The sequence below is a fragment of the Janthinobacterium lyxosi genome (assembly GCF_051380665.1).
Taxonomy (GTDB): domain Bacteria; phylum Pseudomonadota; class Gammaproteobacteria; order Burkholderiales; family Burkholderiaceae_D; genus Janthinobacterium.
In genome coordinates this window covers 1-21695 of record NZ_JBNYXM010000044.1, presented here as the reverse complement: position 1 = coordinate 21695, position 21695 = coordinate 1, and the positions used below count along the sequence as shown (strand labels likewise).

Sequence of the window (21695 nt, the reverse complement as noted above, 5' to 3'; positions counted from 1 at the left end):
GTCCTCAAGGGGAAATAAAATCTGCGAATGGGGTACATGCGGTCTAGAGCGGCAAAGGCTCCAGAGATTTACCCCGCCCCTCCCTATCGCTTCGGTGATGCGCCTGCGGCCTGACCGCGGCTTCATGGCGCCTCGACCGGGAGCCTGACCGCCTTACATACCCAATGCTTCTTCGCGCTGCTTGTCGCGGCTATGGTGTGGGGCGCATAAACTTTGCCAGTTGGCCGAATCCCAAAACACCTTCATGTCGCCTCGATGCGCGATTACGTGATCGACCACTGTGGCCATCGGCAGGCCTATGCCCTTGCCCATACACGCCAGCCCAACCGCTGTAGCGTCATCTGATAGCGGAATGCCCGCATCACGCAGGCAGTACACACAGAACGGATGCTTGACCAGGTAAGCGGCGCGGGCTTGTTGCCACTTGTAGCCATAGCCTCGTGCCGTGCTGCTGGTCTTGTCGGAGCGCCATGCACCAGGTGTCATCGTGGCGATACGTGCGGGTGCAGCGGTGATGCGAGGCTTGAGGTTGTGCAGATTAGCCATCAAACGGCAGTAACACCAGCGCCGGCAGCATGAGCGCGACGATGGCGCCACCGAGCACAGCGCCCATCAGGGCGATGCCCACGATCATGCGACCGATATCGAAGTTGAACATTTAGCGCACCACTTCCGCATAGACCGTGCCGAATGGCTGGAATTGCAATGCAAACTTGTTATCATCTGCGTGCTGCTTGTATTCGATAGGCAGAAGCTCCCCGGTGCCGTTGGTGTCGAAGACGCGTACGATCTTGCCGTTTGCTTGGTACTCGAACGCGCCTGGATTCACTAAGGTTGCTGGGGTAATGATGTTCATGATTTGCGTACCTCAAATAAGAAAGCCGCCAGCGCAGTGATGCGGCCGGCGGCGAAACCCGGCATGCCGGGCAAGGATATCTGGAGCGGGCGGTGGCTTTTTACGCCGCCATATGACTCGACCGGCTCTGTAGAGCGCGGCGACATACGGAAGAGTGTAATATTCAATCCATAATTAACTTTTTGACAGCACACCCAATGAGACCGATGGGCAAAACTGCGTGCAGGCGCTTTAGAATTTATGTTGCTGCAACCGACAGTCAGCTACGGGATCTCTTGCTGTTAATCGGCACTCAAGCTGTTGTGTTGTGCGAACAACTCGATGTCACCACGGACAAAGGCGACGGTCGTACTATTGCACCGTTCAGGAAAATTACTTTTGCGACCCCGTCATATCTTTTTATCACGACCTATCAGATCACGGACTGGCTGATGTCGTTAAGCTTATTCGGTGGCCACATTGCAATGGAAGATTTCTTGCAATAGAAAAACCTGCGCAAGCAAGGAGGAAGCCTTTCAATTCATCTGGAGCTGGCGGCGGGAATCGCACCCGCGTGGAAAGCTTGGAAGGCTTCAGCTCTGCCATTGAGCTACGCCCGCGAAATCTGGTTGCCGGTTACAGCGTCCGGCGCCGAATAGCCGCGGTTACAACGCGCGTCGGCTGGGTAGTGCTTATCCTGCTCGTGATGTATGGCTGATTGATGCGCTAAGGCCTCGCCAGTGCCAAACTACCCGCTGCGCCGATGGCCAAATGCGCGGTAAGTCGCCTTCACATTTGCGCCGTTCGGCGCCAGGGTTGGATTCTTCACTACTTCATGGTGCGCCTCCTTTTCAGGCCTGCGGCGGCGTGATCACGCTCGCATCCGGCCGTGCAAATTCTGGGCAATACTAATCAGCATCGACGTCGAGCATGCGCTGGAACTGGCGCACGACATCAATGTCGAGCTGGTCGATCAGATCCTGATGCGTGGGAGGATCGGGCGGCACCACATCTGCGATGATGGCAGTCATTTCCTGCGGCGTGCGGCGCCGGCGAAGGCGAAGAAGGAATTCGGCTGTTGCCATGGTCGCCTGCAAAGTGAGCGCGCAATGCAAAAAAGCCCGCGACCGAATGGTGGCAGGCTCTATATTTACCCCGGACTATCTGACTGGTGGTAAATTTAGACTCAAAAATCAAATCTAATGACGCATCCTAATTGAAAAATCGCCGCGTGGCAATATGATTTCGCATTTTTGGCGTTAAAATTTCCTCCGCCTCGGCGACCGCATCAAGCAGCGAATGATTTGGGAATATCCACACGGTGGCGATACCCTGGCTTTTGCGCATAGCCCACCAATTCACGCGAGGCAGGTCATTAATCATCAACTCCGCCGCCTCGCCGGCCTTCATGAAGTCTTTGCTGTCCTGTGGGTGAATATCGCCGCCGGAGTGCGGCTCATCGCGCAACGCAATCCACCGCGCCCAAATGTCTATCACCATGGTGTATGGCGTCTTCCGCTCAGGGGCTTCGACCATCATGGAAATTTCATTCATCGCGGCCATAATACCCTCTTTCGTTTTAAGCTTCGACCATGCTACCACACATAGCCTAAAAATTGCCTTGCGGACATCGGCTATTTTTTTCATGATTTGCACAGATGTAGCGCCTGAAATTCAGTGAACCCGGACGCCATCAGCGCATCGAACTTAATGCGCGTGAGCTTCGCCAGCGCACGCTGGAGCTCGACCTCCGCTACCATGTTTTCGTTAATTTCTCGGATCAACTGGGCCCGCTTCACACGGCTTGCGTCTTCGTCCTTGCTCATGCCATCACCCGCGCAGCGTGCTGCGACGCCTTGTGCATCGCCGCGATTTCACGTTGCGGAAGAGCGTACAGGTAAGACGCAAGCGCCGCCCGGATCACCTTGTACTCGCCTGTTGTCAGGTCAAGCTCCTTGGTCGGCCTGGCTGCCGATTTTTCCAGCGCGGCATATGCGGCCACACCCTGGTCGTAGAACTTGCGGGCGCCGATCTGACTTGCTATCGCCACCGCGATAATCAGGTGCAGCGTCAGGAATTGATGGCAGCCGACCGAGCCTCGCCCGCGCTTGGCGCCGTCCAGGTGGGCGAGTAACGGCAGCGCGATGGTGTCGGCGTCGGCCTGGCCGACCTTTTGCTTCATGGCGATTAGATCGAGTGGCGAGAATGATGGGCGCGCGCTCATGCCGGACCGCCGATCTCGATGCGCACCGCGCCCGGCTTGACGCCGTACTCGCGCCGCAGCGTGACCGGGTCGAACCGGGTATCGTTGACGCCCAGCGCATCGGCGACGCCGTCCAGCGACGGTTTCAGCGCCGCCAGCAGGTTGTCGCGGTCGCGCGCACGGCGGTCGGGCTGGATGAACGTGATGGTCAGGGCGATGGCGCCGGCGTTGACCGCCTGGCCCTGCATCGCGCCCCTCGTCAGCAGTGCGGCACCGTCGCGCGCCTGCTTGCGCAGCGCCGACGTGGCGCCCCAGTGCAGCCCCTTGCTGCGGTTCGGGTTGAGCTTGGCGCTCGGCCAGGGCAAGGTGACGGCGATCACTGACCATCCTCCAGCTTGGCGATCACGGCAAGCGTCAGCGCCATGCGCGTGGCCGCATCGCGTTTGCTTGCGATGTCGTCAACCGCCACCCTCACTGCGCAATTCGGCCCGGCGCCCCAGCGACCGTGCACGCTACCCCAGTTGTGCAACACGTCGACCTGGTGCTGGGTGGCTAGCGGCCCGATCACCGCCCAGTCGCCGGCCCAGTCCGGCACCATCGCTTGGCCACGGCTTTCGGCCGCGCCGGCCGGCGGCGTGCCGATCAGGGCGCCGGCCACTTCGATCAGGTTGGACCAGCCCAGCAGCTCCGCCAGGCGTTTGTTTGCTGCAATTTTGTTTTCTTGATTTTTCATTTAAAGCCTTTTAAGCCGTTTTTTCTGATGGGTGCATGGCATGTAGCCAAGCGCCCGCGTTCGTTTACTGGCGCCCTGCCTGGTCAATCCGCAGCGCCATCCGCAGTTCTTTCAAACGTGCGATTTCCGCTTTCAGGCGCGGTCGAAGCTCATCGCGCTCCTCTTTCGTCAGCGATTCGGCATGGGCGGCCTGCGCGTGCCGTGGCGACATGGCCAGGCGGCGCAGTTGGCAGCACTTCCGGTCGGCGTGAGTTCGGCCGGCGTTGGTGGCGCACCATTCGCAAGTCATGCTGCGCGCCCATGATCAAGTCTGCGCCTCAAGACCTCGATGTATTCCGGCATCATGTCGCCGAACGAAATCGGACCACGATGAACTTCTTCTCGGCGCACCGGGAATGTCTCTGGTGTCGACATATGCTCAAAAAGTGTCGCGTCGACAAAAAACTGATCGCGACTGCGCTGGCTGCGTCCGCCAAAATAGCGCTCCCTGATCGCCGCCAGAACACCTTCGGATGTGCTCATGAAATACCGCCGGACATCGTCCAGTGAGACGCCATCATCACCATCACCCTCATCGCCATTTATATCCACTTCACGCATGCACTCATGCCCTTCTAAGCGGAAGATCATCCAGCCAGCATCTGCCAGATGCGAATCCCGCACCCGATCCTTTTCGCTGTCATGCCATGCTTTGCCATCACATTCGATGCCGATTTTCAGAAACGGATTGGCGAAGTCGAGAAAATAATTCAGCGCCGGGACCTGCGGGTAAAACGGCAAACCCAAGCCGCGAATATCACCCCACACGTTGCTTTCGATGGGAGAGAATTCCCATTCGTGAAAATATGGATCGTGAGCCATCCGTCCGGTGGATGCGTATTCCGCCATCCACTCTGGAATAATCCATGCGTACGCATCGCGGATAGCGAGGAATTTATTGAAGTCGCTCATTGCCACTACCCCCCCATGTAGCGCCGGACACGATCGCTCGTGTCGCGCTTCCACTGCTCGTCAGCAAGTACCTGCTGTTGGTGGGCATCAAGGCGAGCCTGCTCCTTCCGCCCTGCGCTGGCAGCCAGCATCCGCTTGATCTCGGTCAGCTGGGCGCGCGCCTTGTCGTCGGCTGGCGCGACTTCGACCGGCGCGGGCAGTAGTGCCTGAACCATGGGCGCAGGCAGTAGGCCAGCCGTTGCCGCGCGCCCCAGTACCGCCGCACGCTTGGCCTGATCCCACCCCATCGATGCCGACCAGGTGGCCGGACGCCGCTCTGCCCGCGCCTGCGCCACGATTCGGATGTAGGCCTCCTTGAACGCCATCCGCGCGCCCACCTCATCGCCCAGCGCCAAGATCGGGCCAGCCAAGGCGAATGCTTCGGCGCATTCAGCAGTCCAGACCACAGTGTCCGATTCGTCGCGACTGGTCAGCGCGATGGCCCAGGCCTCTTCGGCGCCGGGCCGGCCATCGTTCAGGGCGGATGCCTCGATCTGCTCGATGATGTCGGCCGGCTTCGGGGTGAATCGTCCGCGCACTTTGTCGACGCAGTGCGCGCCAAGCGCTGCCCGGACAGTTGCCAGCGAGTAAGGCGCCATGGCGGCGAAAAACATGCTCTTGGCACCGCCGCTGATGGCCTTGTTCGCGCCGACGCCGATCAGGTCATAGGCATCGTCCAGCAGTTGGGCGAAGTCGTCGTAGTCATTCGCGTGCATCGATAATCCTTTCGCTGTTGTCGTTGGCCAGAATGCCCAGCCGTCGTTTTGCCTCGTCGTTGGCTGCGCGCTGGGTGGCGACCAGGTCAAACGGATGACCTGGCGATGCACGCGGCGCCGGTTGCAACTTCTCGTTGCGCACCCAGTTGCGCCAAGTTGCCGACCAGTCAACCTTGCGGCCCTTCGCGCCAGGCAGGGCGATCCAGTAATCAAAAAACGTACTCGCGACGACCGACGGCCGAAGGTCTGGCCGCTCGGTCTTGCAAAAAGCGATATCGGCGTCGTCCGGTCGCCAGTCGGCGGGCAAGCGCGAAGCGCGTGCGGCCTCTGCTTTTGACTTTGGTTCTTTCTTCTCTTTATCTTCTCTAGTCTTATCTTCTCTAGCGTTCGGTTGCGTTTGGCTGCGTTCGGTTGCGTTCGATGTAGCCTCTGTGAGTTCATTTTTCAGGGATTCAACCTCTTTTTTTAGCCTTTCCGTCTCTCGATGTTGCTTCCCGCGTTCCGCAGAGCCGTCTTCGCGTATCGGCTGGCGTTTTTCCCATCCCGTCAGGTGATCGCCGTCCAAAACGCGGCCCTGCATCGCATCGCGAATCGCCGTGACCTGCAAGGCATCCAAGTCGAGCGCAGTAGCTATGTCCTCGTCTTTGAAGCCCTGCGTTCGCCCGCGTTCGGTTGCGTTCGATGCCAGCGTCATCATGTGCAGATAGGTCGCAATCACATCGCCTATTTTTTGTCCGGAAGCGCGCGCGATAGTGCGCCACTTAGGATCGTTGGGCATATCAGCCCAGAGTCTTACCCACGGTATGGCCATCAGAAGGGTATCTCCGGTGCGTTTGCCGGCCACTCAATCGGATCGGCGCATTGTTCAAAAAAATAGGCAACCTTCTGGCTTTTTATCCACTCAAGCGATGCCTGATCCACCTCATCGCAATCCTCCTCAAGCCCATACGTATTGAGTAAGTCGTCTATGCCATCTGCGAATCCCCGAATAACATCGAGCAGCCGACGAGGGTCAACGCGGAAAAACTCTCTCGCCGCATTAACTCTGTACCGAATGAGACGCTGGTGAATTTCAGCCTCGACCTCGCGCGGAGATGCAACCCCGAAACATGCAACCATTTCGAATGGTGTTGGGCATGCTGTGGCGCTCGATAGTTGCTCCATGCGCGCCTTCGGATGATTTAGGGTGAAGCCGATTTTGTAGATGCTCGGCATAGACTCGTTCGCCAATACATAGACGAAGCCATATTCATTAGCCATGGGCTACCTCCTGCACGCGTGCAGCGCCGAACAGCGCCGACACCATCGGATCGCGCGCAGGCTTGAGCTTGCGCGCCCTGCTGCGGGCCTTGTGGCGGTCGTACAGGTCGGCATCGTCCCGGATGCGCAAGATATGATTTGCTTGGCGTTGCGTGCCCGTAAGTCGCGCTGGACGCGGCGCATCACGACCTGCGCCCAGCTTGTAGACCGCAAGCCTGGTTTCGCGCCCGGCCGTCTGCACGGTCCAGCGCGCGATGTGCACCGTGCCATCGGCATGCAGGTGCGCCACGTAGCGGCGCGTTTGCTCATATTCGAGAAATACCCGGGCGGCCAAGTCGCGGATAGTCAGCGCCTGATCGCGCAGGGCTGCGGTGATGGCCGCGGTGCGGCGCACGGTCATTGGATGTGTCGGCGTCATGGCTGGGCCTCGGCGGCATTGGCGGGCTTCATAAATACGAGCCAGTGCGTCATGCCGCTACGACCCGACACTTGCCCGAATAGCGGCTGGTGCGGCGTGAGCGCCAAAACTCCTTTCAGCTTCACTTGAGTTTCGCTCCACTTGAACGCCAGAACGCCATGCGGCTCCAGCACGCGGAAGCATTCAGCGAAGCCGGCGGCCAAGTCGGCGCGCCAGTCAGCCGACAGTTTCCCGTATTTCGCCGCCAGCCAGCTTTTTGGGCCGGCGCGCTCAAGGTGTGGCGGGTCGAATGCCACCAACTTGAACACGTTGTCATCAAACGGCATGGCGCGGAAGTCCATCAGCGTATCAGGCTCAATGCGCAGCGTGCGCGTGCCGTCTTCGTGGTGCGTGCGGTCGGTCACCACCAGCGTTTCGCTGCGCTGGTCGCCGAACAGCGCGCGAGGATCCGCTTTGTCGAACCACATCATGCGGCTTCCGCAGCATGCATCAAGAATTGGCCTTCCGATGGGATTTGCATTTTCAACCCCTGATTCGCTCTTAAATGCACTCATATATTCTTCAATTCCTCTAAATTAATTCAATCTGCCCGGCGCCATCGGCGACCGCGATATAGATAAATCCAGCTTCGCAGTGCGGAAGGCCGCGCACCTCGGCGCGCGCAAGCGCCACGTCGCAGACAGCGTTGCTCTGGTCGGCGAACAGGCAGCGCGTGCATTTCTTGCCAGGCCGCGCGGTGAACGTCAGCGCATTGGGATCGATTGCCGGGCCTGTCTGCCCATAAATAATGCTTGTCATGGCGGCTTGGCGCTATTTAAGCGGCCCGAACTCGGCAGCCTTGGCCGGGTCGTATTCCACCCAGGTCATAACTGGCGCCCCCCCCTTAATGATCGACCCGCCGTGCTTGTCAAATTTTTCGCCGCGCGCCATCACGATGCAGTCGCGCACTTCGGACCGCGCTGAATTGATCCAGTCGTTTGCGAACTGTGGCGCGTCGAACTTTGGCGAGATCTGCGTGCGGCGCTCGGTTTCGGCGAACATCGTGGCGGCCAGTGCGTCGCGCCTAGCGGCCCATTCTTGGATGGAGATGTTGCGACGCACGCGCTTACCCAGGAATAGACCTTCGCCATCAACCATTTCGAACGTCTCCTGCTTTTTCTCTGCCGATTTTTTGCAGAGGGATTTACTGATGCCAAAAACACAAAATGCGGTCATGATGAGTTTCCTATTGATCGTTGAATTTGTCGGTGGGCGCGGCAGCAGGCAATAGCAACTGCGCGACTTTTTCGAGTAGTTCAATTTCGCTGATGCCGTAGTGCGCCGTGAACTGCTGGCGCCCCATGTCGTGCACGCCACCAGGCTGGCCTCGATGGTGCTGCGGGCAAAGCGGAATCGTGTTCAGGTGTCCGGAGCGGCCCCAGCCGTGCCGCGCGCGGACGTGATGCACCTCGGCGGCCGTGTGGCCATAGTTCAGGTGCGCGCACAGGCAGCAGCCAAGCGCAGCGACACGAGCCATGTGGGCACGCTCGGCGTTGGTGGCACGACTACGCTGCGCCGGCTTTGCTTTTGCCTTCTTGGCTGGCGCCGTGCGCTGATGTGAATACAGAGACAACATGCCTGTGCTTGGCATGGGCGAGGTGCGCTTGAATGGTGTGTGCGCCAGGGGCTTGCCGGGCTTAATTTGACTGCGGCGCATCATCGTCAATCCTCCATCGCGCGCTTGATGCCAGCGGCATCGAGGCCAGCGGCCTTGCAGCCCAGGCGCGTAGCGTGGAAGTAGGTCATGTCACCGGCCACGCGACCAGCCGTGGCCAGGCCCGCAGCTACCAGGCGCTGCATGGCCTCGTGCTGCTGGCCGCTGCCGGCGGCAAAGTAATTGCGCAAGCCCCAGTAATACTTCGGCTTGCCCTTCACGGCGCCCAGCATGTGCCGCAGCTTGGCGAAGTCGCCAGGCATGATCGCGTCGCGCACGGCCGCCAGCGCGCATGCTGCACATTTTCCGTGCTGAGCCAGTTGCTTGGCGGTACTGGCCTTGCCGCAGGCGCAGACCTTGCGGATCAGCGAATAGGCGGGCGCGGTTTGGTTCGCCAAGTGGTGGCGGGTAATTTGGGCGGGGTTGGTGATCATGTTACGATGTCCTTTTAATAATTCGAGGTCGAAATGATTGATAGCATCCCGCATCGATCTTTTGTAATCCTGTCCGATGTTCACGAAGTCAAAATTGACGGCAAGCCGATGTTTTTGAGCGTCGTAGGCGTGCAGCCGAACTTCGGTGGCGCGATTATTCGTATTCCCAACGCGCTTCCTTCGCCAACTCGTAAAGAGGCCCTCACTTGCGGCCAAGAAGCGGGCAAGCGCTGGGTAAATCGATGGTTGGGCCCGGAGGCCTGATAGATTCATGCCGCTCTCGCAATCTCGCGCTCATGGGCGAAGTTGTCGATAATCAACTCTGTGCCCAGATCGAGGGACATGGTGAAAACGCCACGCTTCATAGACGCACCTCCGCAGCCGGCCCGAACAGTGCCGCCACAAGCGGATCGCGCGTCGCCGGGTAGCGGTTGATGCGGATGGCGTAGTGGGTATCGTCGGCCATGATATGGAAGTGGCGTCCCGGCACCGCAGGCAACGCGCGCGCTGGCAGCGCCGGAATGCGCGGCTGGTACTTGTGTTGCTCGATCTGCCTCAGGAACTCGCTCACAAGCAGCGGGTCGCTCGCCAGGCCGTAGCAGGCCTTGCCCGCGTACGTCGCAGTGGCGTCGACGTGGCGCGCCAGCAACATCACGCCAGCGGCGCGCAGGTCAGCGATGTACTTGCGACCGCCGGATGGCGACATTTTCAGATGCTCGCAGATATCGTCGATCTGCATTTCGCGTGTGGCGAGTTCCGCGATCAGGCTTTTGAGGTTGGCGGTGCGCTGCTCGGTCATGCTGGTGCAGCGCGTGCGCATGGATGAGGTGGTCATGGTTGCACCGCCTTGCGGCAGGCATTGTCCAAGCGCCCCTTGATCTTGCTCGCGGCGCGCTTCGCGGCCTGGTATGCAGCGTATTCGGTAGCAGTTTCCGCCTTCAGCTCATCCCAGCCTGGCCCGCCCGGGTGAATTCGACCCTCGCCACTTTCGTATGCCTTGATGGCTTGGTGGTAAATCGACTTTGCGGCGCCGGTTGCGATCGATGCGCAGTGATGTGCCAGCGTCAATTCGCCTATGTTCGCCAATACGATCAGACGCGCGACACTCGGCTCTGCCGCTGCTTTATTTGCTTGAGCATTCACGATTCAGCGCCCCCGACTTTTGCATACTTGCGAACCAGGAAGACCTGGCCGGCGCCGGTTACCATGGCGGTGAACGTCGGATGCTCGACGCCCTTGCTATCCTTGTACGGATTTCCTTCGATGACGGTGAAATAGCCCTTGTCGATGTATTTCTGATACGGCATGCGGCTACCCTCGATCAGGATATGATCCTCGCGCAGGCGCTTGAACAGCTTGGTGCGGCCGATGCCGATCATCTTGCCGACCTTGTCGATGTGGCACACGCCATCGATGGCGCGGATTGTCTCGGCAAACAAAACCTTTGGCGCATCACTGGTGATCTTGGCTGCTTGCTCTTCGATGATCTCGGCCTGCTCGGCGGCCAGGCGCAGCGCGGCGCTGAAAGTTGCAGGCGTCTTGATGGCTGGCACCGCGATAACCGCTTCCAATTCCATCCAGCGATCTACGATGCGGCCAGTGAACTCCGGCGACAGGCGCGCAACCAGGACGAGGGAATCGCGCTTGGTCAGCTGGTGCATTGGATACTCGCGGCCGCCAACTGTGGCGCGGTACTGGCATTCCACAGATTGTGTTATGCCCTGCGCAGCCAAGTCGCGGGCCGTGCGCAGCACCTGGTCGTGACGTTTGCTGGTCAACGCTGCAATTTCGACGCTAGTCATCAGCAAACCGCCTGGTGGTATAATCATTTCCATCGTGTTTCCTCACGTAAAGTTTTACAGAAGCCCACCTGCGAAGTGGGCTTTTTTCATTTCTGGCCCAGCAGTTCCTGCAGCATTGCTTCGTAGTGCTGGTGCGTCCGCACGTGGCCGGGGTCGACCGGCATTTCACGCTCGACGTGCTCTTGATGCTGGGCGCCCTGCTCGGCCTGCGTCGGCACGCCACCTTCCGGCTGCATCGTCGCCCAGGTCAAGCTGCCACCTCGTCGCGCGCGATGCGCTTGAGTTCGCCAATTGCCATGTCGGACACTTCGTGCATGCGGATCAGCAACGAAGCGCCGATAGGCAGGCGGCCGTGGCGGATCTTCGATACAACTGGCGGCGCCACTTCGAGCGCGCGCGACAGGGCGGCGTCATTCTTCAAGTGCAATTTCGCCATCACGGCGTCGAGCAACTTGATGTTGCCAGCGTGGTTGCTGAGCGTGCTGTATGGCGATGTGGCTGGTGTTTGCGTCATGTCATGTTCCTAATTGATGGTGAATAAAGTGGCCGAGTCCGGCCGTGTGATGCTGTAGCTGTCGGGCGCACGCTCGTCATGGCGGTGCGCGAGCCTTTTCAATCGCCTCACTCAAATCGTTACCGGCTTCCCAGTGTGCGTCGTCAAGCCGCTTCTTTTCGCGCGGCGAAATACTCTTCGCTGCGCAGGCTTTCGCCTTTCTTGTTTCATCCCATCGCCGCGCCCGCTGGATGATTTTTTGTTCATCTGCGGTCGCGGTCATGGGTCACTTCCGTTCTGCGGCTGCATCAGCCCTCCTGCGTTTTCCGGTTTAGCCGACCCACCTGGCCGGCGTCGAGCGCGCCACGCGGAACCCTTTAAAACAACGCCGATCGGTGCGGCGATACGCCGTGATTAATCTGCGGACCCGGGAAGTGGGTCTTGCGCGGGCCCTTGACGGGCCTTTGAATAATCACGATGGGCCGGATATCCTTTGCCTTGTCGATGCCCTGCCACGGAATAGCCAAGTCGCGCAGCACTTTGCTTTGCGGGATATCAGCGGCGAGGCACTTGGCGGCAAACGAAACGTATTCATCGGCGTTGAAGCGGGTTTTCACTACGATGTCGCGGGTAGTTTTCATAATTTTTCCTATTGGTCGGGTTACAGGACTTCGGTGGTGCGGGTGCTACAACAAAATGGGCGGGAAATTCCCTCGTGCTACATTGCTATCTCCACAACAACAATTTGAAGGAATTCCCCATGGAGTATCAAAAAATGATCTTGGCGGCCAAAGTTCTAGAGCTTGCGGAAAAAATTGCAAACTCGGAGAGGCAACAATTTGTCCTCTTGATCGAGGACGACCTTGAGTCGAGAGACGCGCGACTGAAGAACTGGGATGCGGAAAATCCAATTTCTTCATTTGTTCCGCGCGCCCACAAGAACATCAGGAATGCAGCGCTGCAGATCGACGAAATTCAAAGTCTTTCAACGTAGCCTCGAAAAAGCGCTGCATTTCTTTCTGGCATGCATTAATTTCAGTCATCATGCTTAGAACTTTTTGCGGCAACTCTACGTCGAGACTTACGGCTGGACTCTCGATGCGGCGCGGCGAAAAAATGTCGACACCACGATCTTGCCGCGCCATTGCGTCATCCTGGTGCTGGCAAAGCGCGGTCAGCAGCTCGGTGTGCTTGCGCAGTTCGACCAGGATCAACGTCGGCGTGTCGGTGGCAGCCAGGACATCGATTGCGAATTTCACGGCCGATTCGAAGGCGCGGAACATTGCGATTTGCTCCGTCAGCTTGGCGATGTTGGTGCGCGCTTCCTTGCACTCGGCGAGCAGGCGGTCGCGCTCGGCAGCGATCTCGCGGTATGTCATGCCATCGGATTTGATGAGCGGCGCGCCTACATCGCGCAGATTCGCCATTGCCAGCGCATCAGGCATGGAGCGCACGGCGTCGGCGACTGCGTTGTGCAACACCAGCAGCGCCGGGCCGTCGGCGGCTGGCGCGAAATTGATCGCTGCGGACGCCAATTTGGTCAGTGCAGCGTGGATTATGGATTTGTTGCTCATGTGGACTCCTTTGTGCTTGCAGGTATGCCGACAACGCAATGCTCCGGCACCGTGTCGAAGATGTTGGCTGGGGATGGGGGCTGGCGGCCGGCGTGACCGGGGTTGGGGGCGGAGTCGGTGGCGCGACGGGCTTGTCGGCGCTTTTGCTCCCCGAATGTTGGAGGCAGCAACTCAAAGCGCGTAACGGCGCCACCGACGGCAGCTTCAACGCTTGCGCATCGCTCCGTAGGGGGGTGGCCCTTCTTGATCCACTTATAGACAGCCTGAAAGCTGACACCGCAGGCGTCAGCTAAAGGGATTGCGCCGCCAGCTATCTGCACTGCGCGCTCAATTGGGGTGGGTTTTTTGGCATCCATACTCAATTAAACCACAGGTTGAAATTTAATTCAACCCTAGGTTGGTTGATCTTCAACCATATTCAACCGATGATTGAAAAATGAATGCACTAGGACAAACAATAAAATCAAGGCTCTCCGCGCTGAGAAAAACCCAGGGGTGGCTTGCCGAGCGGGCGAACGTTTCCCACAACGCGGTCTCGAAATGGATTAAGACGGGGAAAATTTCGCGTGAAAATGCAGTGCTGGTCGCTCAGGCCTTATCTTGCAGTGTTGATGAGCTACTTCTTGGTGAGGGCGATGATTTAATTCCGACGGTGAACGCTGCTGGGCAATCGCGCTCACTCCCGGCACATGAGAAAGGATTCGACCAGAATGCCAAGCCAGTCCCGCTGGGAACGCGGGCGATCCCGGTGATTTCTGCCATCCAGGCTGGCGCAATGAAAGAAATCACCATGCCCTACTCCCCGGGAGACGGCTACACCACGATCTACGTGGATGATAGCTATTCTCAATGGGCGTTCGGACTTGAGATCGAGGGGGACTCAATGATGCCCGACTACAAACCAGGCGACGTGGTAATCATCGAACCGGAATGGGAGCCACGGCCAGGAGATTGTGTTGCTGCCAAAAATGGCAAACAGGAAGCGACTTTCAAGAAATATCGGCTCCGTGGCTCCAATCCGGATGGCAACGATATTTTTGAGCTGCTCCCTATCAACGATAATTATCCGACCGTGCGCAGCGATGAGACGCCTTTAACTATTATCGGTGTTATGGCAGAGCTTCGCAGGAAGACCCGCAGGCGCTAAACTCCACTCGAAAGGACTCTCATGAGAAATACCAAAGCATCGTTGATAGGGATAATCCTTGGAGGCTGCGCGATAATGTGCTCAGCATATGGTCAGCCCACCAAAACTTTGAAGTTTTCCACTAGGGGATTTGATTGCGACCAAATGGAATTTTCGGAGATAAACTCCATGAAGAAGACTCAACTGGAGTCACTCTATTGCAGCCAGAAGGAAGGAATGGATTTTGTAACCGAATCGACAAAAGCTGCGACCGAAGGCGCGGACCCTAGATTAAGGATTGCGCTTACGCAACGTATGATAGATAAGCGGAACGAATGCACATCTGCAATGGCGAAGGCGTCGGATATTTATACGCGCAAATTCGGAGGGTGGCCCGATTGCTCAAAAATGCCCAAACCGCCCTCGCCGGCACCGTTGAAGAACTCGCCTAATGAGCCGCTGCCAACTGGAGCTTAGGCGCCTCGCAATCGCATCGCCGATCCCAAGCTTATGGTGCGCGAACTGCTGGAAAGTGACAATTCGCTAGATTTCCTGTTGTCAATATTTCATATAATGCTGCATGCTAATGCCTTTATTCGCAGTCAAAATAGATAAGAAAATTCAATGAAAAAATCAATCTTAACGATTTCACTACTTGCTTCGACCTCATTTGCCTTTGCTCAAACCGATTGCACGACAATAAGACAAGACAAGCAGCGTCTAACCTGCTTTGATAAGGCGTCAAAAAATACCGCAAAGGTGGATGTTGTAGTAGAAAAGGCGCCAGAAACGCCGGAACCACCTGCGAAACTCAAACCTGGAAAAAATGAAGTATTTAAGGCGAAGTCATGGCACGTCATTCAAGACATGGATGCAATGACGGATAAAAAATCTTGTACTGCGATATATAAAAATGCTTGGACGATTCAAGGAACCGAAGATAATTTTTACGTCTCGTATCGAGGTCGAGGCGGAGTCAAGGCTTACACTTTACGAGTCGATGATTCCCCTCCAGACTCACTGCAGTTGGCAACAAGTACAGAGAAAGATTTGAGTGCAATTATTCTTCAACCGAGTTTTCAACGCATCTATTCTGGGGCCAGAGTTCGATTGCAGGTACATACCATCCTAAACTCTATTTTGGTGGAAGATATAGATTTGAGCGGATTCAAAGAGGCTGTAGATTACATTCGGGCAAATTGTAAAGCGTAGAGCATTAAACGCCTACCCACCGCGCGCAGGTATTTTTCCGTCTAGCACCAGCCACGCATCATGCGAGACACCGGTCTGGCGCTGACGCCGTACATTGCCTCACCTGATTACGGCATCAAGCTCACGAACTAGGTTCCCACCACAAAGACAGGCTCATGGAATCGCTTGCGGCGGCGGGTGTGCGGCTGGTGTGCCAAGCTCGCGATAAGTGAATTCACGTAAATTGAAAGAGTGATATGTCCGAACGGATCGAAAAAGTCGCGCAGAAGTTGAAGTTTGACGATGTCGCCGCCTACCTAAGTGCGGTGGGTATCACGCCAAAGTGCACCTCTTGCGAGCGAGAAACTCCTTCTATTCTTACCGTAGAGGACGGCACTCATGTCCGAATATTTGGCGTGCAAGAAATTGCGCAAGAGGCCATGCCAGCGCTTCGTCTAATACCGAACATCATATATATGAGTATAGCGACTGAGTGTACAAGTTGCGGCTATCAAAGGCACTTCGGTGTTGAGCGAATTTATGAATGGCTAGCAAGAAATGAAAAGGGGCTGTAATCTTGGAAAATGTCAGAATCGGGCCATGGAACTCAAACACCAATAACGGAACGCCTATTGTCATTGAGAGTGAACAGCCATATGATGAGCAGATGAGCGCACCAACTGAAAAAGACTACATAAACGCCAAACTGGAGGCTGCCGCCGCAAAAGCGGACGGTCGACTTGAAGCGCTTGAGGCGAGGATCGACGGGCGCCTGGCATCGATCGAGTCAAAAATGGATACGAAGTTCGCCGAACTACGGACCGATATGCACAAAGGAACCGCCGAGCTTGTAAAGTGGGTGGTTGGGACTGCTATTGCAATGGCGGCAGTGGCCATTACTGTCATGACCTTCGTCTTGAACAACGCCGTGCCGAAAGCACCGGCCGCGCCGCCAGCGCAGCCTCAACCCATCGTCATTTATGCCCAGCCAGCTCCGCCTGCCGCAGCGCCACCGGCGCCTGCAGCCAAGCCGTAAGCACCAGCCCGCCGCGCGCGGGTTTTTTTACGCCTGGCGCCGCCAGCGCGCCATTGGTGCGACGCTCTACGCGAGAATGCTCAGGCCCAGGTCGCTGAAACCGAGTTCCATTTGGGTGTCGCCCGAAAGCTCGCGCTTGCTCACGTGCAGCCGCTCCCAGTCTTCCTGCGTGTCGGTTCCGGTGTTGATGCGCAAGGCTTGCGGCAAGACGCGCGCGGCCTGTCCTTTTTTCATCGTGCGGTAGTTTTCCGAGCCGGCCGCCGCATTGATCGCGGCGTAGGTTTGAGGGTAGAAAATCCCGGTGCGGGTGAAAACATGATGAGCCACCTCAAGCAGAGGCAGGCGGTCGCGCACAGTGGTCAGCTCGTCGGCCTCACCTTCATCCAGCGGATCACCGCGCAGCAAGAGATCAATCTGCTCATCGCACCAAATTTCAAAATCGACATCAAGCCAGCGCGCGAAGATCACCGCCAACTTCGGATGAAGCCACGTCCCAGCAAAACCAGATTCTCTGGTATTGCCCCCGCGGCTGGTTTTTACAAAGTGAGATTTCCCCACTTTGAGGTGTTCGCACCTGGCTAGAATGTATCGCTCGGTTTCCGGCAGCGCGAGCCAGTCATTAGGGCGTTTCCCATACCGCTTGGCTGCCGCCGTGGCGTTGAACCATCCGTTGTCCTGGAAGGTGAACTGGAAACCGTTGTACTCGGCCTTGACGATGCTGGTGACGCCACTGATGCGCGCCGCGTGGCGCCCTGCCGCCTCAGCAAGCAGTTCTTCGGATACGCGATCATTCATCACTTCCTCCTGGTGGTTGGGCAATACGATTGGACACTCAAGAATAACAGTGTTGCGGAAGGTCGCCACACTTCGCGGCCGGCCATTGATACTTTTGGTGACATTTCAACTTGTTAATTTCACTACAATGAAGCGCGCCCTACTGCTTCCCGGCGTCGGGCGCGCCCATTAACTACGAAAGCTAAAATGAAACGAGACTTCGACCTCATACGAATAATTTTGCTGGAGTTTGAAGGGCGACCGCCCGGCAACATCCCGCTGTACTTCACGCACGCCGACTACGAGCCAGCAATCATTAACGCTCACATGGCCCTACTCATCGAGGCTGGGCTCCTAGAGGGCACTGTACATGATCAGATGAGCGGTCCGAAGCATGCATTCCCGATCGGCCTGACTTGGGATGGCCATGATTTTATTGACTCCATAAAGGACCCAACTTTATGGGAGAAGGCGAAGAAGAATGTCATCGCGCCAGTCGGTGGGGTCGCCTTTAGTGTTCTCAAGGATTGGGCTGTGCTTGAGGGGAAGCGCCATCTAGGACTGCCGTAAGCTCTTGGGAGCAATTGAAAAGGACCATCGCCGTGCTATTCATGACATGCTTCCCTTTAGGGTCGTCCGTCCGATCTGCGCAAGCGTAACGTGCGCGTGCGCTGGCTCGCCATGACTCTACCAGCGCACGCAGCTCGTCATCTACTGCCCCGGTCGGCAGGGCCTGGAGTAACGCCGTCAGCCCGCCAGTCGGGGATTTTTTTTGCCCGGTCGGGGTCGATTTATTTTCCACTATGTTTTCCTCTGTAAAAGGTACTCAAAAATCATTATCTTGCTCTTGAAGTAAGCTCTTGATCTTGCAGTTCCAAGTTCTAAAGCTACTGTTTTGAAGTCCATGCCCTTGGAGGCTCGGTTCCTGAGCAGCACTCTCCCAGTAGCCAAGCGATAAAGCTTGGCCTCCGTGAGAACGCTAAATGCCCCTCTTCGACTTCGGACACTGCGCATAGGGGAGACTTTGACCGCTTCCGGTCCCCGACTCGACTCTCCCCACTATCACCCACCGTCGCCGCCTGTCGTCCTTCTTGCGGCACTTCCACTACGCCCGTTTCGCGTTAATACCCTGGGTACTGCGTAGCGTCCCTACATTTATTGCTTCTATTTCATTTTTTATATCGTGCAGAATGGGTGCAATAAACGTTTCTTGGCAAGGTAGGCCTGATATGCCTCCTCGGCAGTATCAAAACGCCCTATGAAAATTTGCTTACCATCAATGCCTATCTTTGCAACAAATTTACGTCTCGCCTTGGAAAACTGGACGCCGAGAAAGCCGCTTGTGTTCCTTGATGAGGGTGCACGTTGGTTTTGCTGATTTTCCGAATGTGTCGCAAGTCTAAGATTGGTAATCACGTTGTTTGACGGGTTGCCATCCATGTGATCTACCTGTCCGATCGGCTCGACTCCGAAGTGCAGGAACCATGCAACCCGGTGGGCGAGGTATCGCTTGCCTTGATACCCCACTTTCCGATAGCCACCATCCATAGTCCCGGCAATGGCGCCCGGCCGCTCTCCGCCGCAAAAAATTTTCCACCGAAGATCGCCGCTGGATGGGTCGTAGGTCAAAACGTCTTTTAGTTCTTCCATGTTGCCTTGCCTTGTTTTTGCTATCCATCGACGGACGCACAGCCCGGCGAGATTTTGTCCGGGCTTCCGGTCGTTTTTGAGGCGACCACAAAATTATCTCACAATAATTCAACTTGTGGTTGACCGTCGTATTCAACCTGTGGTTTAATTCAGTCATCGAACAGCAACCACCGGAGCGAACCATGTCATCAAAAGAATTTCAAGCACTTGAAGCAGCCACCAGAGAAAAAGCGCCAGCGTTCGATTTCTCGGCGCCGTCGGTTCCGGCGAAGCTGGGTTGATGGCCATGGCAACCTCACTCACCACCCTGCCGATCGTCGCCCGCATGCCCGCCTCGCAAACGCTGGCCGACCTGCTGCCACTGCGCAGCGCCGACCATCGTTTCATCGTCAGCGCCGATGACGTCACGGTCGCGGAAATATTCTCCGGCTCCATCGGCATCAGCGCCGCAAACGAGCTGCAGGTGCGCATCGTTACCGCGGTGAATTCGCATGACCTGTTTGTCGCTGCGGTTGCTGAGTTCATGGGCGCACTCGGCGAGCTCGATGAACCGAGCGACCGGATGAATGCTGCCGCCGGCTTGATGATCGACGCACTGATCGCAGCAGGTGCGCCGTGAGCGCCCGTGACGCCTTCCCTTCCGTGGTTGCGGTTGCCTCGTCCAGCTTTTCGGCGCAGCGCAGCGCGATTCGGGCCGGCGACAAGCGCGCCACGACCGATGCCTGCAATTCGCTGCTCAACTATCTAGCGGATTCGGCCGACCTGCCGACCCTGGTGCGCACCGCGCTCAATGGTGATGCTGTCATCACCGGCCTTGCCTTCACCGACATCCTGCTCGCCGTCATGCAAGCCGACGCCGACCAGGCTGCCGAGCGCGAGCTGGCCGACGCTGCGCGGCTGGCGCGTGATGACCCGGCGAACTGCCAGGCCAAGACCCGCGCGCAAGTCGCGGCGCTGGAGAAATTGCAGATTTAGCGGCTGCCCGCCGCCGCAGTCATGGCGGGACAGGCCCGGAAGGCCGGATAAATTCCCCTGGAGCCCAGCATGGCCCGCTCGCACTGCGTTAGGTGCCGACTTGCCGCCGATAGCGGCATCCCACTCACCACCAAGGAGTAACACATGAAACAAATGAAAATCCCTCGCGGCACCGCTCGCTCGATTCGCCGCGCAACCGGAGCAGGGCCAAGCGCTCAATCGAAGTCGGCCGCCATCGCCACCGGCGTGGCAAGCATTCGTTCGCACGTGCGCAAGCTGGGCATCGCGCTGTTCCACAAAGCGGCCACGGCAAAGACCGCTCGCAACTCGCCATTCGCCTGATTTGCCCGTCTCGCCGGCGTAACCGGCGGCCAACAAGAGAGGCGTTTGCACTATGCAAGCGGGGCCGAGCCGAAAGCAAATCCCGCCGTCTGACCAAACGCCTCCCTTGTTGGCGGCCCACCAGCCGCAGGAATCACACGCCCGACGGATTGACCGGGTCGTCAACAGCCAATTAACCAAAGGAGCAGAACAATGAATTGCGACTGCGTCAAAAGAATCGAAACGAACCTGGCCAGCTCACCATTCATCGTGGCCAAGGCCGGCAGCGACATCAAAGTCGAATGCCAAGCCACCGGCTTTGCCATGACGGACGACATGGGGCTGCTCAGCACGATCAACATCCCGTTCCGCATCCGTGGCACGGGCAAGGGCTTTACCAGCGCCAAGGGCAAGGAAATGCCGTGCGTCGCCAGCCACTGCCCGTTCTGCGGCCGCACAACTGGCCGCTACGTGGTCGGCGAAGACGCTGGTATCGCTGCAGCAATGCATGCAGCAGGTGCAGCATGAGCTACATCATCACCACCTGCACCGCCACCGGCAGCTTGCACACCTACGCCGGCACCGGCAGCCCTGACGCCACCCTCGCTGCGCTGCCAGAAGATGAGCCGATGAGCATCACCGTGTTGGTGCAACCTTGATCGCCCTCTTCCGCCGCATGCTGGCCGCCCACCGCTACCACTGGGCTCGCTTCCGGCACTGCATGAACAAGCTGCGCCTGGCCAGCGTGCGCAACGAGCTGGTTGTCATTGAAGAAGAACGCAAGGTGCTGATCGGCGCAAAGATTAAAGCCATGGTGGCCCTCGACGCATCCGCCGCGCGTGTGCAGCGACTGGGCCGCGCCCACAGGAAGGCACAGTGGACGTCGTCAGCCAAGCCGTGATCGACGTGGCCAGCCAGGCCCTACGCACCTGGCATGCCGGCCACGCCATCGTCTACGCCGTCCGCCTGGCGCTGTTGAAGGCAGAAATCATAAAACCAACAAGGAAAAAGTCATGAACGCAGTTACGCAAGAAAGCCGCACCGCCATGCAGATGGCGCAACACGAGCAAGGAGAGCTTTCGGCCGTAGCGCCCCAGCGGCAGAGCCTGAATACTGTTGGCCCTGCTGACTTGCTGCGCTATGCGCTGGACAGCGGCGCTGATCTGGACCGCCTGGAAAAGCTGATGGAACTGCAGGAGCGCGACAACGCCAACAAGGCACGCATGGCGTTCGTTGCCGCGATGGCCGAGTTCAAAAAGAATGCGCCAACCATCCTCAAGGATAAGGATGTCAGCCTCAAGGGCACGTCGTATAGCCACGCGACGCTGGGCGCTATCTGCGAAGTGGTCATTGCGGCGCTGGCTCGCTGCGGCATCAGTCACGACTGGGACACGCAGCAGCCGGCCAGCGGCATGATCATCGTCAGCTGCTCCCTGACGCATGTCATGGGCCATAGCAAATCGACCACGAT

The 21695-nt window shown here is 57.7% G+C and carries 45 protein-coding genes, 1 tRNA gene and 1 pseudogene; 15 read left to right on the top strand and 32 right to left on the bottom strand.

What is annotated here, in order from left to right; all coding sequences use genetic code 11:
- Positions 1 to 153 precede the first annotated feature (153 nt).
- Complete coding sequence (locus ACQ4WP_RS27040) at positions 154 to 546, bottom strand: HNH endonuclease signature motif containing protein (RefSeq protein WP_436526062.1); 393 nt, start codon at positions 544 to 546, stop codon at positions 154 to 156.
- Positions 547 to 658: 112 nt separating this feature from the next.
- A complete protein-coding gene (locus ACQ4WP_RS27035; RefSeq protein ID WP_436526060.1) occupies positions 659 to 856 on the bottom strand; it encodes a hypothetical protein in 198 nt (65 codons plus the stop codon).
- Positions 857 to 1062: 206 nt separating this feature from the next.
- On the opposite strand from ACQ4WP_RS27035, the gene ACQ4WP_RS27030 reads away from it, so the two are divergent.
- Complete coding sequence (locus ACQ4WP_RS27030) at positions 1063 to 1341, top strand: hypothetical protein (protein WP_436526058.1); 279 nt, start codon at positions 1063 to 1065, stop codon at positions 1339 to 1341.
- A 40-nt stretch (positions 1342 to 1381) separates the two neighbouring features.
- Here the strand turns inward: ACQ4WP_RS27030 and ACQ4WP_RS27025 are convergent.
- The 18 genes from ACQ4WP_RS27025 to ACQ4WP_RS26940 all read right to left on the bottom strand — a co-directional run bounded on the left by ACQ4WP_RS27025 (position 1382) and on the right by ACQ4WP_RS26940 (position 9282).
- Positions 1382 to 1455, bottom strand: a tRNA-Gly gene (locus tag ACQ4WP_RS27025).
- Positions 1456 to 1743: 288 nt separating this feature from the next.
- Positions 1744 to 1920, bottom strand: coding sequence for a hypothetical protein (locus ACQ4WP_RS27020; RefSeq protein ID WP_436526056.1), 177 nt, complete (start codon positions 1918 to 1920; stop codon positions 1744 to 1746).
- Positions 1921 to 2047: 127 nt separating this feature from the next.
- Complete coding sequence (locus tag ACQ4WP_RS27015) at positions 2048 to 2491, bottom strand: hypothetical protein (protein ID WP_436526054.1); 444 nt, start codon at positions 2489 to 2491, stop codon at positions 2048 to 2050.
- The gene (locus ACQ4WP_RS27010; RefSeq protein WP_436526052.1) at positions 2479 to 2661 is read right to left on the bottom strand and encodes a hypothetical protein; all 183 of its coding nucleotides are present in this window, start codon (positions 2659 to 2661) and stop codon (positions 2479 to 2481) included. Before ACQ4WP_RS27010 ends, ACQ4WP_RS27015 begins: the two co-directional genes overlap by 13 nt.
- The gene (locus tag ACQ4WP_RS27005; protein WP_436526050.1) at positions 2658 to 3059 is read right to left on the bottom strand and encodes a hypothetical protein; all 402 of its coding nucleotides are present in this window, start codon (positions 3057 to 3059) and stop codon (positions 2658 to 2660) included. Before ACQ4WP_RS27005 ends, ACQ4WP_RS27010 begins: the two co-directional genes overlap by 4 nt.
- Positions 3056 to 3418, bottom strand: a complete 363-nt coding sequence (locus ACQ4WP_RS27000; protein WP_436526048.1) for a RusA family crossover junction endodeoxyribonuclease — start codon at positions 3416 to 3418, stop codon at positions 3056 to 3058. Before ACQ4WP_RS27000 ends, ACQ4WP_RS27005 begins: the two co-directional genes overlap by 4 nt.
- Complete coding sequence (locus tag ACQ4WP_RS26995) at positions 3415 to 3771, bottom strand: hypothetical protein (RefSeq protein ID WP_436526046.1); 357 nt, start codon at positions 3769 to 3771, stop codon at positions 3415 to 3417. The genes ACQ4WP_RS27000 and ACQ4WP_RS26995 overlap by 4 nt, the downstream gene beginning before the upstream one ends.
- A gap of 64 nt (positions 3772 to 3835) precedes the next feature.
- Complete coding sequence (locus ACQ4WP_RS26990; protein WP_436526044.1) at positions 3836 to 4060, bottom strand: hypothetical protein; 225 nt, start codon at positions 4058 to 4060, stop codon at positions 3836 to 3838.
- Positions 4057 to 4722: an endonuclease domain-containing protein gene (locus ACQ4WP_RS26985; protein ID WP_436526042.1), complete on the bottom strand. Its 666-nt coding sequence runs from the start codon at positions 4720 to 4722 to the stop codon at positions 4057 to 4059. The genes ACQ4WP_RS26990 and ACQ4WP_RS26985 overlap by 4 nt, the downstream gene beginning before the upstream one ends.
- 5 nt (positions 4723 to 4727) lie before the next feature.
- Complete coding sequence (locus tag ACQ4WP_RS26980) at positions 4728 to 5477, bottom strand: hypothetical protein (RefSeq protein WP_436526040.1); 750 nt, start codon at positions 5475 to 5477, stop codon at positions 4728 to 4730.
- Positions 5464 to 6255, bottom strand: coding sequence for a hypothetical protein (locus ACQ4WP_RS26975; protein ID WP_436526038.1), 792 nt, complete (start codon positions 6253 to 6255; stop codon positions 5464 to 5466). The genes ACQ4WP_RS26980 and ACQ4WP_RS26975 overlap by 14 nt, the downstream gene beginning before the upstream one ends.
- A gap of 32 nt (positions 6256 to 6287) precedes the next feature.
- On the bottom strand, positions 6288 to 6737 hold the full coding sequence (locus ACQ4WP_RS26970) for a GIY-YIG nuclease family protein (RefSeq protein WP_436526036.1): 450 nt from the start codon (positions 6735 to 6737) through the stop codon (positions 6288 to 6290).
- Entirely contained in the window at positions 6730 to 7155 is a 426-nt protein-coding gene (locus ACQ4WP_RS26965) for a hypothetical protein (RefSeq protein ID WP_436526034.1), read from the bottom strand. Before ACQ4WP_RS26965 ends, ACQ4WP_RS26970 begins: the two co-directional genes overlap by 8 nt.
- Positions 7152 to 7622 carry an SAM-dependent methyltransferase gene (locus ACQ4WP_RS26960; protein WP_436526084.1) on the bottom strand — a complete coding sequence of 157 codons (471 nt, stop codon included), beginning with the start codon at positions 7620 to 7622 and terminating at the stop codon, positions 7152 to 7154. Before ACQ4WP_RS26960 ends, ACQ4WP_RS26965 begins: the two co-directional genes overlap by 4 nt.
- A gap of 103 nt (positions 7623 to 7725) precedes the next feature.
- Entirely contained in the window at positions 7726 to 7953 is a 228-nt protein-coding gene (locus ACQ4WP_RS26955; protein ID WP_436526032.1) for a hypothetical protein, read from the bottom strand.
- Positions 7954 to 7965: 12 nt separating this feature from the next.
- Positions 7966 to 8370, bottom strand: a complete 405-nt coding sequence (locus ACQ4WP_RS26950; protein ID WP_436526030.1) for a hypothetical protein — start codon at positions 8368 to 8370, stop codon at positions 7966 to 7968.
- Between the two features lie 10 nt (positions 8371 to 8380).
- Positions 8381 to 8854 (bottom strand): Ref family recombination enhancement nuclease, encoded by a 474-nt coding sequence (locus tag ACQ4WP_RS26945; RefSeq protein WP_436526082.1) that lies wholly within the window; start codon positions 8852 to 8854, stop codon positions 8381 to 8383.
- A 2-nt stretch (positions 8855 to 8856) separates the two neighbouring features.
- A complete protein-coding gene (locus ACQ4WP_RS26940; protein WP_436526028.1) occupies positions 8857 to 9282 on the bottom strand; it encodes a hypothetical protein in 426 nt (141 codons plus the stop codon).
- Between the two features lie 33 nt (positions 9283 to 9315).
- Between ACQ4WP_RS26940 and ACQ4WP_RS26935 the strand changes: the two genes are divergently transcribed.
- Positions 9316 to 9546 (top strand): hypothetical protein, encoded by a 231-nt coding sequence (locus ACQ4WP_RS26935; protein ID WP_436526026.1) that lies wholly within the window; start codon positions 9316 to 9318, stop codon positions 9544 to 9546.
- A gap of 97 nt (positions 9547 to 9643) precedes the next feature.
- On the opposite strand, the gene ACQ4WP_RS26930 is transcribed toward ACQ4WP_RS26935, so the two are convergent.
- The 7 genes from ACQ4WP_RS26930 to ACQ4WP_RS26900 form a co-directional block, all read right to left on the bottom strand.
- Complete coding sequence (locus tag ACQ4WP_RS26930; protein WP_436526024.1) at positions 9644 to 10117, bottom strand: ArsR family transcriptional regulator; 474 nt, start codon at positions 10115 to 10117, stop codon at positions 9644 to 9646.
- Positions 10114 to 10425, bottom strand: coding sequence for a hypothetical protein (locus ACQ4WP_RS26925; protein WP_436526023.1), 312 nt, complete (start codon positions 10423 to 10425; stop codon positions 10114 to 10116). The genes ACQ4WP_RS26930 and ACQ4WP_RS26925 overlap by 4 nt, the downstream gene beginning before the upstream one ends.
- A complete protein-coding gene (locus tag ACQ4WP_RS26920; protein ID WP_436526021.1) occupies positions 10422 to 11084 on the bottom strand; it encodes a phage antirepressor KilAC domain-containing protein in 663 nt (220 codons plus the stop codon). The genes ACQ4WP_RS26925 and ACQ4WP_RS26920 overlap by 4 nt, the downstream gene beginning before the upstream one ends.
- An 86-nt stretch (positions 11085 to 11170) precedes the next feature.
- Complete coding sequence (locus ACQ4WP_RS26915; protein ID WP_436526019.1) at positions 11171 to 11335, bottom strand: hypothetical protein; 165 nt, start codon at positions 11333 to 11335, stop codon at positions 11171 to 11173.
- A complete protein-coding gene (locus tag ACQ4WP_RS26910) occupies positions 11332 to 11598 on the bottom strand; it encodes a hypothetical protein (RefSeq protein ID WP_436526017.1) in 267 nt (88 codons plus the stop codon). The genes ACQ4WP_RS26915 and ACQ4WP_RS26910 overlap by 4 nt, the downstream gene beginning before the upstream one ends.
- Before the next feature lie 76 nt (positions 11599 to 11674).
- Entirely contained in the window at positions 11675 to 11860 is a 186-nt protein-coding gene (locus ACQ4WP_RS26905) for a hypothetical protein (RefSeq protein ID WP_436526015.1), read from the bottom strand.
- Between the two features lie 94 nt (positions 11861 to 11954).
- Positions 11955 to 12218, bottom strand: a complete 264-nt coding sequence (locus ACQ4WP_RS26900; protein ID WP_436526013.1) for a hypothetical protein — start codon at positions 12216 to 12218, stop codon at positions 11955 to 11957.
- 119 nt (positions 12219 to 12337) lie between these two features.
- Here ACQ4WP_RS26900 and ACQ4WP_RS26895 point away from each other — a divergent pair, with 119 nt between their 5' ends.
- Positions 12338 to 12571, top strand: coding sequence for a hypothetical protein (locus ACQ4WP_RS26895; protein ID WP_436526011.1), 234 nt, complete (start codon positions 12338 to 12340; stop codon positions 12569 to 12571).
- On the opposite strand, the gene ACQ4WP_RS26890 is transcribed toward ACQ4WP_RS26895, so the two are convergent.
- Complete coding sequence (locus tag ACQ4WP_RS26890; protein ID WP_436526009.1) at positions 12522 to 13151, bottom strand: hypothetical protein; 630 nt, start codon at positions 13149 to 13151, stop codon at positions 12522 to 12524. The two genes, ACQ4WP_RS26895 and ACQ4WP_RS26890, sit on opposite strands and share 50 nt — an antisense overlap.
- Positions 13148 to 13507: a transcriptional regulator gene (locus tag ACQ4WP_RS26885; RefSeq protein WP_436526007.1), complete on the bottom strand. Its 360-nt coding sequence runs from the start codon at positions 13505 to 13507 to the stop codon at positions 13148 to 13150. Before ACQ4WP_RS26885 ends, ACQ4WP_RS26890 begins: the two co-directional genes overlap by 4 nt.
- A gap of 80 nt (positions 13508 to 13587) precedes the next feature.
- On the opposite strand from ACQ4WP_RS26885, the gene ACQ4WP_RS26880 reads away from it, so the two are divergent.
- The 4 genes from ACQ4WP_RS26880 to ACQ4WP_RS26865 all read left to right on the top strand — a co-directional run bounded on the left by ACQ4WP_RS26880 (position 13588) and on the right by ACQ4WP_RS26865 (position 16504).
- Entirely contained in the window at positions 13588 to 14298 is a 711-nt protein-coding gene (locus ACQ4WP_RS26880) for a LexA family protein (RefSeq protein ID WP_436526005.1), read from the top strand.
- 603 nt (positions 14299 to 14901) lie between these two features.
- Complete coding sequence (locus tag ACQ4WP_RS26875) at positions 14902 to 15489, top strand: hypothetical protein (RefSeq protein ID WP_436526003.1); 588 nt, start codon at positions 14902 to 14904, stop codon at positions 15487 to 15489.
- 236 nt (positions 15490 to 15725) lie between these two features.
- On the top strand, positions 15726 to 16043 hold the full coding sequence (locus ACQ4WP_RS26870) for a hypothetical protein (RefSeq protein WP_436526001.1): 318 nt from the start codon (positions 15726 to 15728) through the stop codon (positions 16041 to 16043).
- 2 nt (positions 16044 to 16045) lie between these two features.
- Positions 16046 to 16504: a hypothetical protein gene (locus tag ACQ4WP_RS26865; protein WP_436525999.1), complete on the top strand. Its 459-nt coding sequence runs from the start codon at positions 16046 to 16048 to the stop codon at positions 16502 to 16504.
- Positions 16505 to 16570: 66 nt separating this feature from the next.
- Here the strand turns inward: ACQ4WP_RS26865 and ACQ4WP_RS26860 are convergent, their stop codons facing one another.
- Positions 16571 to 17299 carry a KilA-N domain-containing protein gene (locus tag ACQ4WP_RS26860; RefSeq protein ID WP_436525997.1) on the bottom strand — a complete coding sequence of 243 codons (729 nt, stop codon included), beginning with the start codon at positions 17297 to 17299 and terminating at the stop codon, positions 16571 to 16573.
- Positions 17300 to 17485: 186 nt separating this feature from the next.
- On the opposite strand from ACQ4WP_RS26860, the gene ACQ4WP_RS26855 reads away from it, so the two are divergent.
- Positions 17486 to 17848, top strand: a complete 363-nt coding sequence (locus ACQ4WP_RS26855) for a DUF2513 domain-containing protein (protein ID WP_436525995.1) — start codon at positions 17486 to 17488, stop codon at positions 17846 to 17848.
- A 606-nt stretch (positions 17849 to 18454) separates the two neighbouring features.
- Here the strand turns inward: ACQ4WP_RS26855 and ACQ4WP_RS26850 are convergent.
- A complete protein-coding gene (locus ACQ4WP_RS26850) occupies positions 18455 to 18928 on the bottom strand; it encodes an HNH endonuclease (RefSeq protein ID WP_436525993.1) in 474 nt (157 codons plus the stop codon).
- Between the two features lie 153 nt (positions 18929 to 19081).
- Complete coding sequence (locus ACQ4WP_RS26845) at positions 19082 to 19216, bottom strand: hypothetical protein (protein ID WP_436525991.1); 135 nt, start codon at positions 19214 to 19216, stop codon at positions 19082 to 19084.
- On the opposite strand from ACQ4WP_RS26845, the gene ACQ4WP_RS26840 reads away from it, so the two are divergent.
- From ACQ4WP_RS26840 to ACQ4WP_RS26810, 7 genes and pseudogenes are all read left to right on the top strand, one after another.
- Positions 19215 to 19547 carry a hypothetical protein gene (locus ACQ4WP_RS26840; protein ID WP_436525989.1) on the top strand — a complete coding sequence of 111 codons (333 nt, stop codon included), beginning with the start codon at positions 19215 to 19217 and terminating at the stop codon, positions 19545 to 19547. The genes ACQ4WP_RS26845 and ACQ4WP_RS26840 overlap by 2 nt on opposite strands.
- Entirely contained in the window at positions 19544 to 19903 is a 360-nt protein-coding gene (locus tag ACQ4WP_RS26835) for a hypothetical protein (protein WP_436525988.1), read from the top strand. The genes ACQ4WP_RS26840 and ACQ4WP_RS26835 overlap by 4 nt, the downstream gene beginning before the upstream one ends.
- A 144-nt stretch (positions 19904 to 20047) precedes the next feature.
- Positions 20048 to 20245 carry a hypothetical protein gene (locus ACQ4WP_RS26830; protein WP_436525986.1) on the top strand — a complete coding sequence of 66 codons (198 nt, stop codon included), beginning with the start codon at positions 20048 to 20050 and terminating at the stop codon, positions 20243 to 20245.
- 192 nt (positions 20246 to 20437) lie between these two features.
- Positions 20438 to 20752 carry a hypothetical protein gene (locus tag ACQ4WP_RS26825; RefSeq protein ID WP_436525984.1) on the top strand — a complete coding sequence of 105 codons (315 nt, stop codon included), beginning with the start codon at positions 20438 to 20440 and terminating at the stop codon, positions 20750 to 20752.
- Complete coding sequence (locus ACQ4WP_RS26820) at positions 20749 to 20883, top strand: hypothetical protein (RefSeq protein WP_436525982.1); 135 nt, start codon at positions 20749 to 20751, stop codon at positions 20881 to 20883. Before ACQ4WP_RS26825 ends, ACQ4WP_RS26820 begins: the two co-directional genes overlap by 4 nt.
- Positions 20880 to 21125 carry a hypothetical protein gene (locus ACQ4WP_RS26815; RefSeq protein WP_436525980.1) on the top strand — a complete coding sequence of 82 codons (246 nt, stop codon included), beginning with the start codon at positions 20880 to 20882 and terminating at the stop codon, positions 21123 to 21125. Before ACQ4WP_RS26820 ends, ACQ4WP_RS26815 begins: the two co-directional genes overlap by 4 nt.
- Positions 21126 to 21237: 112 nt before the next feature.
- Positions 21238 to 21695: pseudogene (locus tag ACQ4WP_RS26810) on the top strand (ERF family protein); the annotation flags it as partial.

Excerpts from the sequence above, each read along its gene's own strand:
- ACQ4WP_RS27040 (WP_436526062.1), bottom strand. The coding sequence starts at position 546 with ATGGCTAATCTGCACAACCTCAAGCCTCGCATCACCGCTGCACCCGCA.
- ACQ4WP_RS27035 (WP_436526060.1), bottom strand. The coding sequence starts at position 856 with ATGAACATCATTACCCCAGCAACCTTAGTGAATCCAGGCGCGTTCGAG.
- ACQ4WP_RS27030 (WP_436526058.1), top strand. The coding sequence starts at position 1,063 with ATGGGCAAAACTGCGTGCAGGCGCTTTAGAATTTATGTTGCTGCAACC.
- ACQ4WP_RS27020 (WP_436526056.1), bottom strand. The coding sequence starts at position 1,920 with ATGGCAACAGCCGAATTCCTTCTTCGCCTTCGCCGGCGCCGCACGCCG.
- ACQ4WP_RS27010 (WP_436526052.1), bottom strand. The coding sequence starts at position 2,661 with ATGAGCAAGGACGAAGACGCAAGCCGTGTGAAGCGGGCCCAGTTGATC.
- ACQ4WP_RS27005 (WP_436526050.1), bottom strand. The coding sequence starts at position 3,059 with ATGAGCGCGCGCCCATCATTCTCGCCACTCGATCTAATCGCCATGAAG.
- ACQ4WP_RS26995 (WP_436526046.1), bottom strand. The coding sequence starts at position 3,771 with ATGAAAAATCAAGAAAACAAAATTGCAGCAAACAAACGCCTGGCGGAG.
- ACQ4WP_RS26990 (WP_436526044.1), bottom strand. The coding sequence starts at position 4,060 with ATGACTTGCGAATGGTGCGCCACCAACGCCGGCCGAACTCACGCCGAC.
- ACQ4WP_RS26985 (WP_436526042.1), bottom strand. The coding sequence starts at position 4,722 with ATGAGCGACTTCAATAAATTCCTCGCTATCCGCGATGCGTACGCATGG.
- ACQ4WP_RS26980 (WP_436526040.1), bottom strand. The coding sequence starts at position 5,477 with ATGCACGCGAATGACTACGACGACTTCGCCCAACTGCTGGACGATGCC.
- ACQ4WP_RS26975 (WP_436526038.1), bottom strand. The coding sequence starts at position 6,255 with ATGCCCAACGATCCTAAGTGGCGCACTATCGCGCGCGCTTCCGGACAA.
- ACQ4WP_RS26970 (WP_436526036.1), bottom strand. The coding sequence starts at position 6,737 with ATGGCTAATGAATATGGCTTCGTCTATGTATTGGCGAACGAGTCTATG.
- ACQ4WP_RS26965 (WP_436526034.1), bottom strand. The coding sequence starts at position 7,155 with ATGACGCCGACACATCCAATGACCGTGCGCCGCACCGCGGCCATCACC.
- ACQ4WP_RS26960 (WP_436526084.1), bottom strand. The coding sequence starts at position 7,622 with ATGTGGTTCGACAAAGCGGATCCTCGCGCGCTGTTCGGCGACCAGCGC.
- ACQ4WP_RS26955 (WP_436526032.1), bottom strand. The coding sequence starts at position 7,953 with ATGACAAGCATTATTTATGGGCAGACAGGCCCGGCAATCGATCCCAAT.
- ACQ4WP_RS26950 (WP_436526030.1), bottom strand. The coding sequence starts at position 8,370 with ATGACCGCATTTTGTGTTTTTGGCATCAGTAAATCCCTCTGCAAAAAA.
- ACQ4WP_RS26945 (WP_436526082.1), bottom strand. The coding sequence starts at position 8,854 with ATGATGCGCCGCAGTCAAATTAAGCCCGGCAAGCCCCTGGCGCACACA.
- ACQ4WP_RS26940 (WP_436526028.1), bottom strand. The coding sequence starts at position 9,282 with ATGATCACCAACCCCGCCCAAATTACCCGCCACCACTTGGCGAACCAA.
- ACQ4WP_RS26935 (WP_436526026.1), top strand. The coding sequence starts at position 9,316 with ATGATTGATAGCATCCCGCATCGATCTTTTGTAATCCTGTCCGATGTT.
- ACQ4WP_RS26930 (WP_436526024.1), bottom strand. The coding sequence starts at position 10,117 with ATGACCACCTCATCCATGCGCACGCGCTGCACCAGCATGACCGAGCAG.
- ACQ4WP_RS26920 (WP_436526021.1), bottom strand. The coding sequence starts at position 11,084 with ATGACTAGCGTCGAAATTGCAGCGTTGACCAGCAAACGTCACGACCAG.
- ACQ4WP_RS26910 (WP_436526017.1), bottom strand. The coding sequence starts at position 11,598 with ATGACGCAAACACCAGCCACATCGCCATACAGCACGCTCAGCAACCAC.
- ACQ4WP_RS26905 (WP_436526015.1), bottom strand. The coding sequence starts at position 11,860 with ATGACCGCGACCGCAGATGAACAAAAAATCATCCAGCGGGCGCGGCGA.
- ACQ4WP_RS26900 (WP_436526013.1), bottom strand. The coding sequence starts at position 12,218 with ATGAAAACTACCCGCGACATCGTAGTGAAAACCCGCTTCAACGCCGAT.
- ACQ4WP_RS26895 (WP_436526011.1), top strand. The coding sequence starts at position 12,338 with ATGGAGTATCAAAAAATGATCTTGGCGGCCAAAGTTCTAGAGCTTGCG.
- ACQ4WP_RS26890 (WP_436526009.1), bottom strand. The coding sequence starts at position 13,151 with ATGAGCAACAAATCCATAATCCACGCTGCACTGACCAAATTGGCGTCC.
- ACQ4WP_RS26885 (WP_436526007.1), bottom strand. The coding sequence starts at position 13,507 with ATGGATGCCAAAAAACCCACCCCAATTGAGCGCGCAGTGCAGATAGCT.
- ACQ4WP_RS26880 (WP_436526005.1), top strand. The coding sequence starts at position 13,588 with ATGAATGCACTAGGACAAACAATAAAATCAAGGCTCTCCGCGCTGAGA.
- ACQ4WP_RS26875 (WP_436526003.1), top strand. The coding sequence starts at position 14,902 with ATGAAAAAATCAATCTTAACGATTTCACTACTTGCTTCGACCTCATTT.
- ACQ4WP_RS26870 (WP_436526001.1), top strand. The coding sequence starts at position 15,726 with ATGTCCGAACGGATCGAAAAAGTCGCGCAGAAGTTGAAGTTTGACGAT.
- ACQ4WP_RS26860 (WP_436525997.1), bottom strand. The coding sequence starts at position 17,299 with ATGAATGATCGCGTATCCGAAGAACTGCTTGCTGAGGCGGCAGGGCGC.
- ACQ4WP_RS26855 (WP_436525995.1), top strand. The coding sequence starts at position 17,486 with ATGAAACGAGACTTCGACCTCATACGAATAATTTTGCTGGAGTTTGAA.
- ACQ4WP_RS26850 (WP_436525993.1), bottom strand. The coding sequence starts at position 18,928 with ATGGAAGAACTAAAAGACGTTTTGACCTACGACCCATCCAGCGGCGAT.
- ACQ4WP_RS26840 (WP_436525989.1), top strand. The coding sequence starts at position 19,215 with ATGGCAACCTCACTCACCACCCTGCCGATCGTCGCCCGCATGCCCGCC.
- ACQ4WP_RS26845 (WP_436525991.1), bottom strand. The coding sequence starts at position 19,216 with ATGGCCATCAACCCAGCTTCGCCGGAACCGACGGCGCCGAGAAATCGA.
- ACQ4WP_RS26830 (WP_436525986.1), top strand. The coding sequence starts at position 20,048 with ATGAAACAAATGAAAATCCCTCGCGGCACCGCTCGCTCGATTCGCCGC.
- ACQ4WP_RS26825 (WP_436525984.1), top strand. The coding sequence starts at position 20,438 with ATGAATTGCGACTGCGTCAAAAGAATCGAAACGAACCTGGCCAGCTCA.
- ACQ4WP_RS26820 (WP_436525982.1), top strand. The coding sequence starts at position 20,749 with ATGAGCTACATCATCACCACCTGCACCGCCACCGGCAGCTTGCACACC.